Raw genomic sequence first — 15,432 nt, 5'->3', positions numbered from 1 at the left:
TTCCTCGAGTGGCAAACACCGATCGTTGCGAACACTCGCAATGCGACGGCATAATCAGCATCGTTGCACCGAAAGAATTGCAATGCACTGACGATTAATGCAAAGGGGAAGAGCGAATGCCGGGGAGCAGGCTGGGCCAGGACGATCGCCGGCGGATCGCGGCGTGGCTGGGCGAGGGTCTCGGGTACGCCGAGATCGGCCGCCGCCTCGGCCGGCCGACCTCCACGATCAGCCGCGAGGTGGCCCGCAACGGCGAACGCGACGGCTACCAGGCCGACCACGTCGCCGTACGCAGGCCACGGCGCAAGCCGTCCGCCGCCCCGCCGATGCACGGTTTCGGGGAACACTTCGCCGCCCTGCTGACCGGGACGGGCCTGCCCCGGATGAGCGCCCGCGTGTTCGTCAGCCTGCTGCTCTCCGACACCGGCAGCCGGACGGCCGGCGAGCTCGCGCGTCAGCTCCGGGTCAGCCCGGCGTCCGTCTCCAAGGCCGTCGCCTATCTCGAGGTGATGGACATGCTGGTGCGCACACCGGACGCGGGCAGCCGCCGCGAGCGCTACGTCGTCGCCGACGACCTGTGGCAGCGCGCGTGGAAGACCGACACGACCGCGCACGCCGACGTCGCCGCCGCGGCACAGCGCGGAGCCAGGATCCTCGGTGCCCGGACGCCCGCCGGGCAACGGCTGCGGAGGATGGGTGAGTTCTTCGGGTGGCTCAGCGAACAGATGCACGAGAGCGAGGTCGTCGAGCCGGATGCGCTGACGGTGCTCGCCGCCCTCGTCCACGCCGCCCGGCCGCTGTGCGCCGGCGAGCTCGCCACCGGGCTGGACTGGCCGCGGGAGCGGGTCGACGACGCGCTGGGCGCTCTCGAACGCCGCCCGGCCATCGCCGACCCCCTCGTGCTGGCGCCGGCCCCGCTCGGCGCGTACACCATCATGGCGAGACCGGACCGTCTCAGCGCGACCCAGCGCAAAACTCTGGCCGGGGCGCCGCCCGGTCGCGGTCCCGGCGCCGATCCGGGACAGGCTCGGCGGACCGCCGGCTGCTGATGCTGTACTGCGCCGCCCGCACGGCCGGCCGCCGTTCCCGGATCGCCTCGACGAAGACCAGGTTTCTCGTCAGGGTCGGGCGGCGGCCCAGAGCAGGCCGCGCTCGACCATCGTGCGAGTCGGCCCGATCAGCAGGTCGGACGGCGCGTGTCCGAGCGTGGTGACGAAGACCCGGCCCGCGCCGAAGGGTCTGATCCAGGTCACCGGCATCACGGCCCCCGCCGTCTCAGGCGCCTCCGGGTGTCCGTCGAAGGTGGTGGTGGCCAGCACCTCGAGCGTGGGATCGACGTGGCAGTAGTACTGCTCCGTGTGCACGTCGTAGTCGCGCAACCCGCGGGTGATCGGGTGGTCGCCGGTGACGGCGACGGTGTGGTCGACGAATCCACCCGGGTGGAAGAGGAACCGCCCGCCGACCATGTACTGGTAGCGGGACGCCTCGTAGCCGACAGCCAGGACGCCGCCGTGCCAACCGGCGAATCCGGCACCGGCCGCGACCCGCTCGACGAGCCCCTCCTCCTGCTCGCCGGTGAGCCGGCCGCCGGTCCAGCACTGCACGATCAGGTCGGCCTCGCGGAGCGCATGGGCGTCGGTGTAGACATCGAGGCTGTCGGCGATCCGGAGGCTGAACCCGTTGCCTTCGAGGAAGTCTCGGAACAGCTCGGTGCAGGCGATCGGCTCGTGCCCGTCCCAACCGCCCCGGACGATCAGCGCTCTCAACGGTCGCACATCACCCACCCTACCGACCGGCGCCGTGGATCCGGCCTGGGAGAGCCCTCAGCCGAAGATCGAGGCGACCCACTCCGGGTGGTCGATGAACGGGTTGCGGTTGTGCTGGTAGGTGCCGTAGATGACCTCGTTGCGGTGACGCTCGAACGCGTCCGGCGGGTCCTGTGCGTTCCAGGTGCGCAGCGCCGTCAAGCGGCCCAGCCGGGGCGACGTGCCGCCGCTCGTGGCGTTGTCCACCTCGAGGTCCGGCCAGGCGTCGCCGCCCTCGTAGCGGACCGCCATGTAGAAGATCATGCGCGCCACGTCGCCCTTGACCGCCGCCCGCGGCTCCCACGAGTCGGCGTCCGTACGGTTGCCGGGCGCGTCGGCGACGGCCGTGCCGCCGTTGTCGAAGTCCTTGTTGTCCCGCTCGGAGTTGACGTGCACGTCCTCCGGGCGCAGGTGGTGCAGGTCGGTGCCGGGGCCGTTGCTCGTGCCGAAGTCGCCGTGGGACTTCGCCCAGACGTGCTCGCGGTTCCAGTCCCCCTGGTCGCCGCCGTTCAGCGACTTGGACCGGCTGACCCCGGAGTACAGCAGGATCACGTTGTTCGCGTTCGACGGATCCTGGTCGGTGACCTTGAGCGCGTTCCACACCGAGTCGTACGACAGGGTGGTCACCCCGCTGGAGATGATGCCGTGCAGCGCGTTCTTCAGCGCCTCCCCCGACCTGCCCGACGCCGCCGCGTAGTAGCCGGTCGGGTCGGTCGGCGGTGGCGTCCCCGAGCCGGTGCCGAGCGTCATCGCGGTCGGCGACTTCAGGCCCGGATGCGCGAAGTACGCGGCCAGGGCGCCGGTCACGGTCAACGCGCGGCCGACCAGGCCCGGGTTGCTCTGCAGACCAAAAGCGCTCCGGTACGCGCTGGTGATCTGCACGTACAGCATGTCGTCGGTGTCGGTCTCGCCGCTGCTGTCGGCGATCGCGAGCGCGGTGTCCGCGGTGAATCCGCTGCGGATCACCGTGTCCGTGGCGGTCGGCTGCCCGACGATGTACCCGAGCACCGTGCCGCTGCCGCTCTGGCCGGCGATCGCCTGCGCGACGGTCAGCGGGGCGGCGGCGGACGCGGCGTGCGCCCCGAGCACCGTGCCGAGCAGAGCCAGAACGGCGACGACCGTGACGTTGCGCCTCATGGCCTCAGTGTGAGCGGCGGAACCGCCCCCAGGGTCATATCAAGCGCGTCATACCTCGGCCTCGGCGGCCGGCTTGCGCCGGTGCAGGGTCACACTCATGACGAGTACGACCAGAGCGCCGACGATCAGGCCGAGGATCGCGCTGGCCACCGTGTTGACGAGCCAGCCCGTGAGCCCGCCGAGGACACCGGAGGCGTCGTGGACGGCCTCCTCCACGTGGTGCACCGCCCCGTACAGGAAGTGCAGGCCGAGCTCGTCCGTGCCCACCAGGAGGATGTGCCCGCCCACCCACAGCATCGCCGCCGTGCCGACCACCGTGAGCACCGTCAGAACCACCGGCATCGCCTTCACCAGGCCACGGCCGAAGGTGGCGATCGCGCCGGGCAGCTGGGCCAGGCGCAGCCCCGCGTCGTCCATCTTCACGATCAGGCCCACCGCGCCGTACACGACGACGGTCATGACGACCGCGACGACGGCCAGGATCGCCAGGCGCGACCAGAACGGCTCGTCGATCACCTCGTTCAGGGTGATGACCATGATCTCCGCGGACAGGATCAGATCAGTACGCACGGCGCCGGAGATCAGCTTCTTCTCGTCCTGCGTACCCTCCTCCCCCTGCCCGTGGGCGTCATGGTGGGCGACCTTGGCCCACACCTTCTCCGCGCCCTCGTAGCAGAGGTAGGCGCCGCCGAGCATGAGGATCGGGGTGAGCAGCCACGGCACGAACTGACTGAGCAGCAGGATGACCGGAAGGATGATCAGGAACTTGTTGCGCAGCGACCCGAGGGCGATGCGCTTGATGATCGGCAGCTCCCGCTCGGCCGCGAGACTGCGCACGTACTGCGGCGTGACGGCGGCGTCGTCGATGACCACGCCGGCCGCCTTCGCACCGGCTTTCGCGGCGGCCGCCCCGATGTCATCGATGGAGGCCGCGGCGGTGCGAGCCAGCACCGCCACATCGTCCAGCAGGGCAACGAGTCCACCGGCCACAAGCAGTCCTTCCGTCCTGTTCAGCGTGCGTGCCGGCCCATTCTCGCAGGGCTTCCTGAAAGGCACGCGCCCACGGACGGACTCGCTACCCCGCCGCCCGCACGCACCCACGGACGGACTCGCTACCCCGCCGCCCGCACGAGCGCGCGGCGACGCGACACCCAGCGCTCGAAGATCAACGTGGTCAGCGGCGGGATCGACGCGAGCAGCCCGGCCGCGGTGCGACGCAGCGACCAGCGCTCGGCCCGAGCCACCCAGAGCGTCGCGACCAGGTAGACGACGAACAGCGCGCCGTGCAGCCGCCCGAACAGCCAGACGCCGGCCTCGGTGCTCTCCGGCACATACTTCAGATACATGCCGACGAGCAGCCCGGTCCAGGAGATCGCCTCCGCGACGGCGGCGATCCGAAAGATGCGGTACGGCGGCGGCATGCTGCTCCTTGATTCGCGGCGCAAGGTCAGCGCGAGAATACGCGTCCCGGCTTCCGGGAATTGAATCGTCGGCAGGTCTCGCGGGCGATGGTCAGGCAGGGTGGCCAGGCGGCCGGGGTGCCTGCTCACGGTCGTAGCCGCCGCTCGCGGTGGTAGGACCAGGCGCCATCCAGGACGCCCAGCCGCGCCCGGCTACCACTCGCGCGGACCGTGGAGGCTCACGACGGTATCCCGCCCGAATTGTCCGCGCTGAGCTACCACTCCCGCGCCCGGCTACCACTCCCGCGCCCGCCTACCACTCCGACGCCCGCCTACCACTCCCGCACCCGCCTACCACTCCCGCGCCCGGCTACCACTCCCGCGCCCGCCTACCACTCCCGCACTCGGCTACCACCGCGAGCGGCGGCAACCACCACGAGCAGGCACCCGGGCGCCTGGCAACCCGCCTCGAGCCGACGCCCAGCGCATGCCGCGCCGGCAACCGCGAGCGGGCACCCCGGGCGTCAGGCCCGCCGGCTTTCGGGTGGGCCGAGGTAGCTGTACGGCAGCGGGGCGGTCTCGACGACCAGGCGCTGGACGATCACGCTGGGGTCGACCATCCAGAACGTGAGCGTGTGCCGGCCCGGCCGGTCCACCGCGTGCGCCGTCGTCGTCACGTTGGTGTTGTCCGAGGTGTTGCGGGCCCACTGCGGGTTCATCGTGGTGTCGTCCGCGCCGGTCTCGCCGATGATGTCGACGACCTGCGGCGCCGCGCCGTCGATCGAGACCGCGTAGCGCAGGCCCGGTGTCGGCAGGACGTTGTTGCGTGGTGACAGGTACGCCGAGACGCGCACCGGGCCGGTCGTGGTCAGCGTCATCGCGTACTCGAGGCGGGCCCGGGCGCCGCCGAGCGGGGTGAGCCCGTTGCCGGTGCGGCCGATCCCGGGCAGCAACTGCCAGTCGCCCACCTTGCGGCTGTAGTGGCCGGCCTCCATGGCGACGTAGCCGTTGGCCTCGAGGAAGCCGGACGGCGCGACACCGGGGAAGGAGACCGGCGCCCGGACGACCACCGCGGAGCCGGCGCCGGTCACCGTGATGGGCACGACCGACGTACCGCGGGGGGCGCGCCGCCAATCGACGGTGACCGTGGCCCGGACCTGGTCGGTGACCCGGCCCGACGACGGTGTCACGTGCACCCAGGGCTGGGCGGCGGTGATGCGGTAGTCGTACGCGGTGGCGCCCTTGTTGTAGACCTCGATGTACTGCGCGGGCTGCGACTGCCACGGGCTGAACGTCGGCAGCGTCACCGGGTCGCCGCCGTCGAGGGCCACGCCCAGCGCGGCGGCCGTCGGCACGTTGATCCGCTGAAGGTGCGGGTAGATCGCGTCCGGCAGGGCCACGTTGTTCAGTTCCGGCTGCTGCCAGGGCGCGTTGGGGCCGTACCGTTCGACGTCGCCGTACCCGATCTTGGGCTGGGTCTGCCAGCCCGCCCACTTCCCGCCGGCCAGCGTGGTGTTGTAGTAGGCGCTCATGGCCTGGTCCTGGGCGAACAGCGCCTCAGCCCGGTCGGCCATCGCGTTGGTGGCGGCGCGGCCCTGGCGGGCGTACTCGATGTTGGTGAACTGGGCCCTTCTCAGCTCGTACACCAGGGCGGTGTCTTTGATCTGGTAGTAGGCCAGCTGGTAGAACGCGTCCTGCCACGCGGCCGGGACCAGACGCCGCAGCCGGTCGGCCTTGGCCGCGAGCGTCTGCCACTGCGCGGTCACGCGATCCATCTCGCGGTAGGCGGTCAGGCTGAACGGGTTGCCCTCGTCGTCGTAGATCACCGAGGTCGCGTCGCCGGTGATCCGCCGGTTCAGCAGCTCCGGCTTGCGACGCGACTGCAACGTCGCATACTCGTCCAGCAGGTCGGCCACGGCCGGGGCAAGAGCAGGACCAAAATTTTCCGATGTGTACGACCGGAGCCAGCGTTCGATGCCGGTGACCGGGATGGCCGCCGGGTTCCAGGCGTAGTCGAGGAAGAACTGGGTCGGCGCCTCCTCGTTCTTGAGGTCGCCGACGTTGACCATCCAGAGACGGTCGACCCCCGACGCGTACGCCCGGTGCAGTTGCTCCCAGGTGTTGGTCAGGTTGACCGTGTCGGCCCACTTGTAGTTGCGGCCCGCCCCGACGTAGTCGAAGTGGTAGTACATGCCGTAGCCACCGCTGCGCTCCGGCAGCGAGGGGTCGGGCAGCTTGCGCAGGTTGCCCCAGTTGTCGTCGCAGAACACCACGGTGACGTCGTCCGGCGGCCGGTACCCCTCGTCCCAGTAGCGCTGGACCTCCTTGTAGAGGGTCTGCACCTGGGGCCGGTCGATCAGCCCGGTGTCGCGCAGGATCTCCCGCTGACTGTCGATGATGGACGACATCAGCTCGATGCCGTCGCCGTCCGGCAGGCTCACGTCGCCGTTGCCGCGCATGCCGAGGGTGATGACGCCCTCGATGTTCTCGTCGGCCATCCGTTGCGCGCCGTCCCGCCAGTACGCCTTGATCGCGGCGGCGTTGCGCACGAAGCTCCACTGCCCGTTCCCGCCGTACGGGTCGGTGCCGTTGACCGCGTGCCGGTTCCACTCCTCGATGCCGCGCATCATCGGCGCCTCGTGCGAGGTGCCCATGACCACGCCGTACAGGGTGGCGGTGGCGTGGTTGAGCGGGTCGTCCTCGGCGAACGCCCGGCCCCACACCGCCGGCCACAGGTAGTTGGCCTTGAGCCGCAGCATCGTCTCGAAGACCTGGGCGAAGTAGGCCGCGTTGAGCCCGCCAGGCCGCCCGGGCGCCTTGCCGGGCCCGAAGTGTCCCGGCGCCCAGGTGCCGGTGGCCGGGTTCTCGTCGTTGATGAAGAACCCGCGGTACTTCACGGCCGGGGTGCCCTGGGTGTGCCGGCCGGGCAGCACGTAGACCGCGGGATGCCGGGCGGCGGGCACGTCGTCCCAGAAGGACCAGGGCGAGACGCCGATGGCGCGGGACAGGTCGTAGGCGCCGTAGATCGTCCCGCGCTGGTCGCTGCCGGCGATCACGAACGCGCGCCGGACGCCGGGCAGCGGGTCGGTCACCACCTGTTCGATCGTGGTCTCCCACTTGCCGCGCAGCCCGCGTACGTCGAGCCGGCCGCGGGCGACGATCCGGTCGATCAGCGGGCTCTTGCCGAGCGTGCCGATGATGATCGGGGCGACGCCGGCCGGCACCCGGTCGAGCGAGACGACCGGCTCGGCCCCGGTGACCTCGCGGAGGTCGGAGCGCAGGTCGTCGGTGACCCGGATGACGCCGGCGTGGTCGGCGGCGCTGACCACCACCGGCGCGGCCCGCCCGGCGGCGACGATCGGGAAGCGGCCGGGGCCGTCGCGGAAGGCCACATAGCCGGGCGGGGAAGCCTGCGCGGCCGGGGCCGCCACCAAGGGCGCGATCAGGGCAAGCGCGAGAAACGACCTCATCGGGACAACCTCGAATCCGAAAGTTTCGGAAACATCTCGGCTCTACACCCGTAACGTAGAGGCGTCCATCTATGTCGTCAAGACGGGAAACACCTCGGCCGCGCGCGCCGGGAACGACGTGATGTAGTCCTGCCACTCCTGCCGGCATTCGTCGCACAGGCCGACTCCACCGAAACTACCGGCGCCCTCGGCCCCGTACGAGACCCGGTACCGGCAGCGGTCGCAGTGCGGCTCGTGCGCCTTCTCCAGCATGTCCGGCAGGCCCGGGAACATCAGCCGGTCGCTCCGCGCGAGCACCCCGGCGTACCTGGCGTCGTGGACGCTGCGGTCGGTGGCGTCGATCCGGTTCCACAGCTTGACGTTGTGCCGCGTCTGGGTCACCACCTGGTCGGTCTCCGGGCGCCCGATGGTCAGCCCCTCCTCGGTGAACCGGTAGCGCCGCATCATCATGTGGATCGGGCCGCCGAAGTACCGCAGGAAGTTGACCGCCGCCCGGTGCCCCGGCGAGCGCGCCCACGCGACGTCCAGCGCCCAGAGGACCTCGCGGCCACGACGGAACGACCCGGTGCGGATCTCGTGCCCGGCGTACCCGAAAGTGCTGTTGGTCTCGCCCTCGGCCCGATGCTTGTAGTAGGCGACGGCGTCGTAGAGCGTGTCCCCGAGCTCGGTGAGGATCTCGAACTCCTCCTCGCCGAACCAGAGGTCGTCGACGTCGTTGCAGGCCATCGCGGCGGCGATGGTGAACCGGGCCAGCGCGTCGCAGTCCCGCAGCCGGAACCAGTCCCGCGGCGACCGGACCAGCGCGTTGACGTAACGGCGGAACAGCTCCGAGTCGCGCCGGTCGCTGGACTTGTCGGCGGTCACGAGCAGGAAGGTCCGGTACTCACGAGCCATCAGCTCGTGGCCGGGCGTGCCGCCGAAGACCGTGCCGAGGAGTTCATCCACGTCGTAGCCCAGGACGCGGTCGCCGGTGGTCACGTCGACCAGCGAGCCGCGGAACTCCGCGACGATCCCGATCACGATGATCCGCGTGAAGGCCACGTAGCGCTCCCAGTTGGTGAACTGGGGAATCACGCACCGGGTGTACTCCCAGGCGCACGCGAGCGTCTCGGCGACGATCGCGTCAGGAAGGCCGCTCTCCTCCAGGTCGCGCGCGATGACGTCCGGGTAGAACCACAGGTCCGTCATGCCGCGACCGCCCGCATGCGCAGGGTTCTGGGGGTCAGGACCAAGCTCAGGGCCGGGCGTACGCGTGAGCCGGGCACCGGCCGCAGCGACCATCGGCGGGTGATCGTCGACAGCATCAGCTCCGCCTCGGCGATCCCGAAGGTGTCACCGACGCACCGCCGCGCACCGCCGCCGAAGGCGAGGAAAGGCGCCCGCGGCACGTCCTTGCCGTCGCCCCACCGATCCGGGTCGAAGCGGTCCGGATCCTTGAAGTGCCCACCCTGGCGCTGGACGAGGTAAGGGCTGTAGGCGATCGCGGTGCCGGCCGGAACGTCGTGGCCGCCGAGCTCGGTGTCCTTCGTGGTGATGCGGGTCAGGACCGGAACCGGCGGATACAGCCGCATCGTCTCCAGGACCACCTTGCGCGCCAGATCCTCCTCGTCGCGCAGCCGCCTCTCGATGTCGGGATGCCCCGCGACCAGGTGCAACGCCCAGCTGACCACGTTGGCCGTGGTCTCGGTGCCGGCCAGCAGGAACGTCAGCACCTGGTCGTGGATCTCCGCGTCGTCCCCCTCCGCACCGTAGGAGGCCAGCAGGCCCGACAACAGGTCGTCGTGGACGGTGTCGCCGGCGCGGTACCGGCCGATGGCGTCCGCGACGACGCCCCGGAGCCGTTCCTGCGCCCGCCGGTAGCGCCGGTTGGCGGGGGTCGGCACCCGGTCCAGGCTCTTCGGGACGATCGAACGCCACGTCACCCCGGCGAGGATGACGTTCATGTCCGCCAGCATCCGTTCCATCACCGCCGGCGGCAGCCCTCGGGGCAGCATCGTGCGGGCGGTGATCGACTGCATGTCTGCCCGCACGTCGACGGTCCCGCCGTCACGCCACCGGCCCAGCACCTCGTCCAGCTGCTCGCTCATCAGCGCCAGGTAGCCGGGCAGCCGGTCGCGGTGGAAGACCGGCTGCACCAGGCGTCGCTGCCGACGGTGGTCGCTGTGTGCGCAGCTGACCAGCCCGTTGCCGCCGGTCTCCCGGATCCGGTCGTAGAGGTATCCGCCCTTGTCGAAGGTGCGGTCGTCGCGCAGCACCCGGTCGCTCAGGTCGGCGCTCGTGATGACCAGCGCCTTCCACGGTCCAATCCGGATCCACACCATTTCCCCGTACGCGTGCAGCCCCGCGAGAAACGCCAGCCGGTCGCGGGCCAGTGGCACCAGATGACCGACCAGGGGCAGAGCGTGCGGCGCGTCAGGGATCGGCATGGCGTCAAACGTCGCCAACCACGCATTCCGCCGTCAATGCTTCAGGTTGACCACTGCACGGAAACCCCGTGACCGCAGGTATCTTTCAGCCGCGATGACTCGACTGCAGGACCAGCGCCGCCGCGCCGGTGGCCGACGCGGTGGCCGCGGCCAGGGACACCGTCACCGACACTGACCGGTGCCAGGTGCGGGCGTCGGCGGCGGCGATCCGCGCGGTGATCGCCGGGCCGTAGACGAACGACGCCGCGGCGAACCCGGGGCCGGTGAGCACGAGCAGGTCGATGTCCAGCAGGTTGACCACCGACTCGGCGGCGGCCGCCACGTAGCGGGCGGAGCCCTCGATCAGCGCCAGGCAGGCCGGCGCCCCACCCCGGGCGGCCCGGGCGACGGCGGCGAAGTCGGCCGCGGCGCTGCGGCGGGGACCTGCGGTGTCCAGGCCGGCCTCGGCGGCGGCGACCGGGTCGGCCAGCGCCGCGGCGACCACCACGGCCGGGCCGGCCAGGGCCTCCAGGCAGCCGTGGCCGCCGCACCAGCACTCCGGCCCGTCGACCTGCACGCAGAGGTGGCCGAACTCGCCGGCGTTGGCCCGGGCGCCGCGCAGCGCGACGCCGTCGATGACGATGCCGGCGCCGATCCCGCTGCCCATGTAGAGCGCGGCGAAGGCTTGCGCCGGGCCCACCCGGGCAACCCAGTACTCCCCCACCGCGGCCGCGGTCGCGTCGTTCTCCACCAGCACCGGCATGCCGGTCGCCGCGGACAGCCGCTGGTCCAGATCGTCGCCGTGATTGCCGCGCAGGTGCGGCGGGGCGTCGCGCGGCGTGGTCCGTCCGCCGCGGGGACCGGGCCACACCAGGCCGACGCCCAGGCAGCGCACCCGTTCCACGCCGGAGCCGTCGATCAGCAGGGCGACGTCGGCGACCAGGGCGTCCAGCACCTCGTCGCCCGTGCCGGTGGGCGCCGGGCGGGTCATCCGCGAGACGATGCCGCCGGTCTGGCCGGTGAGCACGTAGGTGGTGACGTCCTCGTCGAGGTGGATGCCCACCGCGAGGCGTGCGGCCGGGTCGAGGCGCAGCAGGGTGCGCGGCTTGCCGGCGGTCGGGGTGCGGCCGGTCTCCACGACCAGGCCCTCGTCGAGCAGCCGGCGCACGGTCATCGAGACGGCGGCCTCGGTGAGACCCGTCATCGCGGCGAGCTCGACGCGGCTGAGCGGCTCGGCGAGACGGATGGCGTCGAGGATGCTCTCCCGCGCCCCGGCGCGGCGGCCCCGGCTGCCCGAGGGCGTGCTGCCCGAGGGAGTGCTGCCCGATGGCGTGCCGGCCGAGGGGGTGCCGACCGGCGGCCCCCCGACCGGCGTCACCGTGTCGCTCACCGGCTCACCTTAACCCGCCGCCATCTGCGTTGACGACTTCGTTCAGCTGCTTAAGAATGGGGTCGTGAAGAAGATCGATCTCTCTGCAGGCTGGACCGTGCGCCCCGTCGGTGGCGCCATCCCCCCGGAGGTCGGCGACCTTCCCCGACCGGCCACGGTCCCCGGCACGGTGCACACCGATCTGCTCGCGGCCGGTGTCATCCCCGACCCTTACACGGACACTCACGAAACCGACCTGGCCTGGGTGCACCGGTCGTCCTGGCTCTACGAGACGACCTTGCGCGCCGAGCCCGCCGCCGGCGACGAGCGGGTCGACCTGGTCTTCGACGGGCTCGACACGGTGGCCACCATCGAGCTCGACGGCGCCGAGCTGGGCCGGACAGCCAACATGCACCGCGGCTACCGCTTCGACGTGCGCGACAGACTGCGCCGGACGGCGGCGCTGTCGGTGCGCTTCGACTCCGCCCTGGAGTACGCCGAGGCGGTGCAGGAAAAGATCGGCGCCCGGCCGCACACCAACACGCATCCATACAACGCGGTGCGCAAAATGGCCTGCAGCTTCGGCTGGGACTGGGGCCCCGACCTGCAGACGGCCGGCATCTGGCGGCCGGCGCGCCTCGAGCGCTGGCGGGTGGCCCGGCTGGCGCAGACCCGGATCCTGCCCACCCTGGACGACGACGGGACGACCGGGCGCCTGTCCGTGCACGTCGAGGTGGAACGCTCCGGTCTCGGCGACGCGCGGGATCTCGTGGTCCGGGTGACCGCCGGCGACCGTTCCGGCACGGTGACCCTGCCGGCCGACGCGACCGCCGGCGCCGTCGAGATCGAGGTGCCCGGGGCGCCGGTGTGGTGGCCGGCCGGCCACGGCGCACAGCCGCTGGTGGACGTCGAGGTGAGTCTCGCCGGCGCGGGCGGCGAGATTCTGGACACGATCGCCCGCCGCGTCGGCTTCCGCTCGGTGCAGATCGACGAGAGCCCCGACGCCGCCGGGAGCCGCTTCGCGCTGGTCGTCAACGGCCGCCCGGTCTTCGCGCTCGGCCTCAACTGGATCCCCGAGGACCACCTGCTGACCCGGCTGACCCGGCAGGACTACGAGGCCGCGGTGGATCGCGCGGTGGCGGCCAACGCCAACCTGCTGCGGGTCTGGGGCGGCGGCATCTACGAGTCCGACGACTTCTACGACGTCTGCGACGAGCGCGGCGTCCTGGTGTGGCAGGACTTCCTGCTGGCCTGCGCGGCGTACGCGGAAGAGGACCCGATCCGCTCGGAGATCCTGGCCGAGGCCCGGGAGAACGTGACCCGGCTGTCCCCGCACCCCGCCCTGGTGATCTGGAACGGTGGCAACGAGAACATCTGGGGCCACGAGGACTGGCGGTGGAAGGAGGACCTCGGCGACCTGTCGTGGGGCGCCGGCTACTACTACCGCGACTTCCCGGCGCTGCTGGCCGAGCTGGACCCGACCCGGCCCTACCACCCGGGCAGCCCGTCCAGCCCGGGCTTCGATCCCGAGGTCGTGCACCCCAACGACGACCGGTACGGCACCCGCCACGAGTGGCAGGCGTGGAACGCCGAGGACTACACCTGGCACGACCGGTACACGCCGCGGTTCTGCTCCGAGTTCGGCTGGCAGGCGCCGCCGGCCTGGCCCACGCTGACCGACGCGATCCAGGCCGCCGACCTGCACCAGACATCCGCGGCGTTCCTGCTGCATCAGAAGGCGGGCGACGGCAACGGCAAGCTCGACCGCGGCCTGGCCCACCACCTGCCGGTGCCGTCGGACTTCACCGAGTGGCACTGGGCGACCCAGCTCAACCAGGCGCGGGCGACCTCGTACGCGGTGCACCACCTGCGCTCGTGGGCCCCGCACACGATGGGCAGCGTGCTGTGGCAGCTCAACGACTGCTGGCCGGTGACCTCGTGGGCCGTCGTGGACGGCGCCGGCCGCCGCAAGCCCGCCTGGTACGCCCTGCGCCGCGCCTACCAGCCGCGCCTGATCACGTTCCAGGTCCGGGACGACGCCGTGGTCCTCGTCGCGGTCAACGACACCGGCGAGCCGTGGAACGACCGGGTCCGCCTGCGCCGCGCCGGGTTCGGCGGCGCCGAGCTGGCCACCGCCGAGCTCGACATCCACGTCCCCGCCCGCTCGGTGACCACGACTCCGCTGCCCGCGGCCCTGCTCGACGTGGCGGACCGCACCCGCGAGGTGCTCGTGGCCGACGCCGTCGGCAGCCGGGCGACCCGCCTGTTCGCCGAGGACTTCGACCTCGCCTACGACCCCGGGGCGGTCACGGCCGTGGTCACCTCGGTCCCCGACGGGTACGCGGTCACAGTCACCGCCGCCGCCTTCGCCCGCGACGTCACGGTGCTCGCCGACCGGGTCGCCGCGGACGCCGAGGTCGACGAGATGCTCGTCGACCTGCTCGCGGGCGAGAGCAGGACCTTCACCGTACGCACAAGTGCCGCAACCGATCCCACGGCCTTCACCGCCCCGCAGGTCCTGAGGTCCGCCAACTCGCTGACCCGGTCGCGATGAGCCCGCCGCGGCTGGTCGGGATGGTTCTCACCGACAGCGCCGCCCAGGTCGGGGTGGAGCCGTTCTTCATGGAACTGATCGGCGGCATGGAGCAGGCGCTCGCACCGACCGGGACCTCCGTGCTGCTGCTCGTCGTCCCCGATCTGGCCGCCGAGCTGGCGACCTACCGCCGGTGGGCCGCCGAGCGCACCGTCGCCGCCGTGGTCGTGGTGAACCTGGTGCACGACGACGGGCGACCGGCCGAGCTGGCGACCGCCGGCCTGCCCGCCGTGCTCGCCGGCCGGTACGCGGGCCCGGCCACCTTCACCAGCGTGATCACCGACGACGCCGGCGCGATGACCGCGGCCGTGCGGTTGCTGCACTCCCTGGGCCACCGGATCGTGGGCCGGGTGAGCGGACCGGCCGAGCTGGTGCACACCGCCGAACGCTCCACGGCGATGCACGAGGCCGCCCGCGGCCTCGGCGTCGAGGTGCGCATCGTCGAGGCCGACTACAGCGCCGACCTGGGCGTGTTCGCCGCCCGCGAGCTGCTGGCCGCCGCGGACCCGCCGACCGCCGTCATCTTCGACAACGACGTGATGGCGGTCGCGGCCGAGGCCGACCTGGTCCGCGCGGGCGTCCGGGTGCCCGGCCAGGTGAGCCTGCTGGCCTGCGACGATTCCGCGCTGTGCGAGCTGGCCGTGCCACCGCTCTCGGCGATGAGCACCGACGTCCACGACCACGGCGTCACGATCGGCGTGGCCGTCCTCGACGTGCTGAACGGCGCACCCCGGCGCGAACACTTCGGCCCGACCATCCGCATCCTGACCCGCGACAGCACCGGGCCGGCCCCGCAGCGAATCTGACGAATCGGCAGGACCCATAACCGGCCCCGCGAGTGGTAGGCCACGACGATCGCGGCGGGCCGTCCGAGCCCGAGATACCGCTGGGCGTGGGGCCGGGCCGGGTTGCCATACGGCCGGGTTGCCACACGGCCGGGTTGCCATACGGCCGGGCTGCCACACGGCCGGGCTGCCACACGGCCGGGCTGCCACACGGCCGGGCTGCCACACGGCCGGGTTGCTCACTCGCCGTCTCTGCCGCCACTCAAGGCTGTGGCCGGGCGCGCGGTGGTAGGACCGGGCGTCAGTGGTAGCAGCCGGCATGAGCGGTAGCGAGGAGCGGGGGGCCTTGCCCCTTGATCTTGGACACTTGAGCCGGGGATCTTGATGGTCCTGGGAGATCTGGAGTCCTGGAAGATCATGGTGAACAAGCATTATCCGCCCGAGTTCCGGGCTGACGCGGTCGCGTTG

At 71.8% G+C, this 15,432-nt stretch carries 11 protein-coding genes; 3 read left to right on the top strand and 8 right to left on the bottom strand.

Annotation, left to right across the window (positions count from 1 at the left end; translation table 11 throughout):
• Window positions 1-116 precede the first annotated feature (116 nt).
• Entirely contained in the window at window positions 117-1,049 is a 933-nt protein-coding gene (locus QSK31_RS38220) for a GbsR/MarR family transcriptional regulator (protein ID WP_285689601.1), read from the top strand.
• A 69-nt stretch (window positions 1,050-1,118) separates the two neighbouring features.
• Here QSK31_RS38220 and QSK31_RS38215 read toward each other — a convergent pair whose 3' ends face one another.
• From QSK31_RS38215 to QSK31_RS38180, 8 genes are all read right to left on the bottom strand, one after another.
• Window positions 1,119-1,775, bottom strand: coding sequence for a ThuA domain-containing protein (locus QSK31_RS38215; RefSeq protein ID WP_285689600.1), 657 nt, complete (start codon window positions 1,773-1,775; stop codon window positions 1,119-1,121).
• A gap of 48 nt (window positions 1,776-1,823) precedes the next feature.
• Entirely contained in the window at window positions 1,824-2,942 is a 1,119-nt protein-coding gene (locus tag QSK31_RS38210) for an endonuclease (RefSeq protein ID WP_285689599.1), read from the bottom strand.
• A gap of 48 nt (window positions 2,943-2,990) precedes the next feature.
• The gene (locus QSK31_RS38205) at window positions 2,991-3,932 is read right to left on the bottom strand and encodes a DUF808 domain-containing protein (RefSeq protein WP_285689598.1); all 942 of its coding nucleotides are present in this window, start codon (window positions 3,930-3,932) and stop codon (window positions 2,991-2,993) included.
• A gap of 122 nt (window positions 3,933-4,054) precedes the next feature.
• Entirely contained in the window at window positions 4,055-4,363 is a 309-nt protein-coding gene (locus QSK31_RS38200) for a DUF3817 domain-containing protein (protein WP_285689597.1), read from the bottom strand.
• Between the two features lie 503 nt (window positions 4,364-4,866).
• Window positions 4,867-7,812 carry a glycosyl hydrolase 115 family protein gene (locus QSK31_RS38195; RefSeq protein WP_285689596.1) on the bottom strand — a complete coding sequence of 982 codons (2,946 nt, stop codon included), beginning with the start codon at window positions 7,810-7,812 and terminating at the stop codon, window positions 4,867-4,869.
• A gap of 69 nt (window positions 7,813-7,881) precedes the next feature.
• Entirely contained in the window at window positions 7,882-9,000 is a 1,119-nt protein-coding gene (locus tag QSK31_RS38190; RefSeq protein ID WP_285689595.1) for a hypothetical protein, read from the bottom strand.
• Window positions 8,997-10,238 carry a cytochrome P450 gene (locus QSK31_RS38185; protein WP_285689594.1) on the bottom strand — a complete coding sequence of 414 codons (1,242 nt, stop codon included), beginning with the start codon at window positions 10,236-10,238 and terminating at the stop codon, window positions 8,997-8,999. The genes QSK31_RS38190 and QSK31_RS38185 overlap by 4 nt, the downstream gene beginning before the upstream one ends.
• A gap of 85 nt (window positions 10,239-10,323) precedes the next feature.
• Window positions 10,324-11,607, bottom strand: a complete 1,284-nt coding sequence (locus QSK31_RS38180) for an ROK family transcriptional regulator (RefSeq protein WP_285689593.1) — start codon at window positions 11,605-11,607, stop codon at window positions 10,324-10,326.
• A gap of 64 nt (window positions 11,608-11,671) precedes the next feature.
• Here QSK31_RS38180 and QSK31_RS38175 point away from each other — a divergent pair, with 64 nt between their 5' ends.
• The gene (locus QSK31_RS38175) at window positions 11,672-14,140 is read left to right on the top strand and encodes a glycoside hydrolase family 2 protein (RefSeq protein WP_285689592.1); all 2,469 of its coding nucleotides are present in this window, start codon (window positions 11,672-11,674) and stop codon (window positions 14,138-14,140) included.
• Window positions 14,137-14,985 carry a LacI family DNA-binding transcriptional regulator gene (locus QSK31_RS38170; protein WP_285689591.1) on the top strand — a complete coding sequence of 283 codons (849 nt, stop codon included), beginning with the start codon at window positions 14,137-14,139 and terminating at the stop codon, window positions 14,983-14,985. Before QSK31_RS38175 ends, QSK31_RS38170 begins: the two co-directional genes overlap by 4 nt.
• Window positions 14,986-15,432: the final 447 nt, after the last annotated feature.

This window comes from Actinoplanes sp. NBRC 103695, from assembly GCF_030269485.1.
In the GTDB taxonomy this organism is placed as follows: Bacteria; Actinomycetota; Actinomycetes; order Mycobacteriales; family Micromonosporaceae; genus Actinoplanes.
The sequence above is the reverse complement of the archived record's forward strand: the minus strand, read 5'-3'. Positions and strand labels throughout refer to the sequence as shown.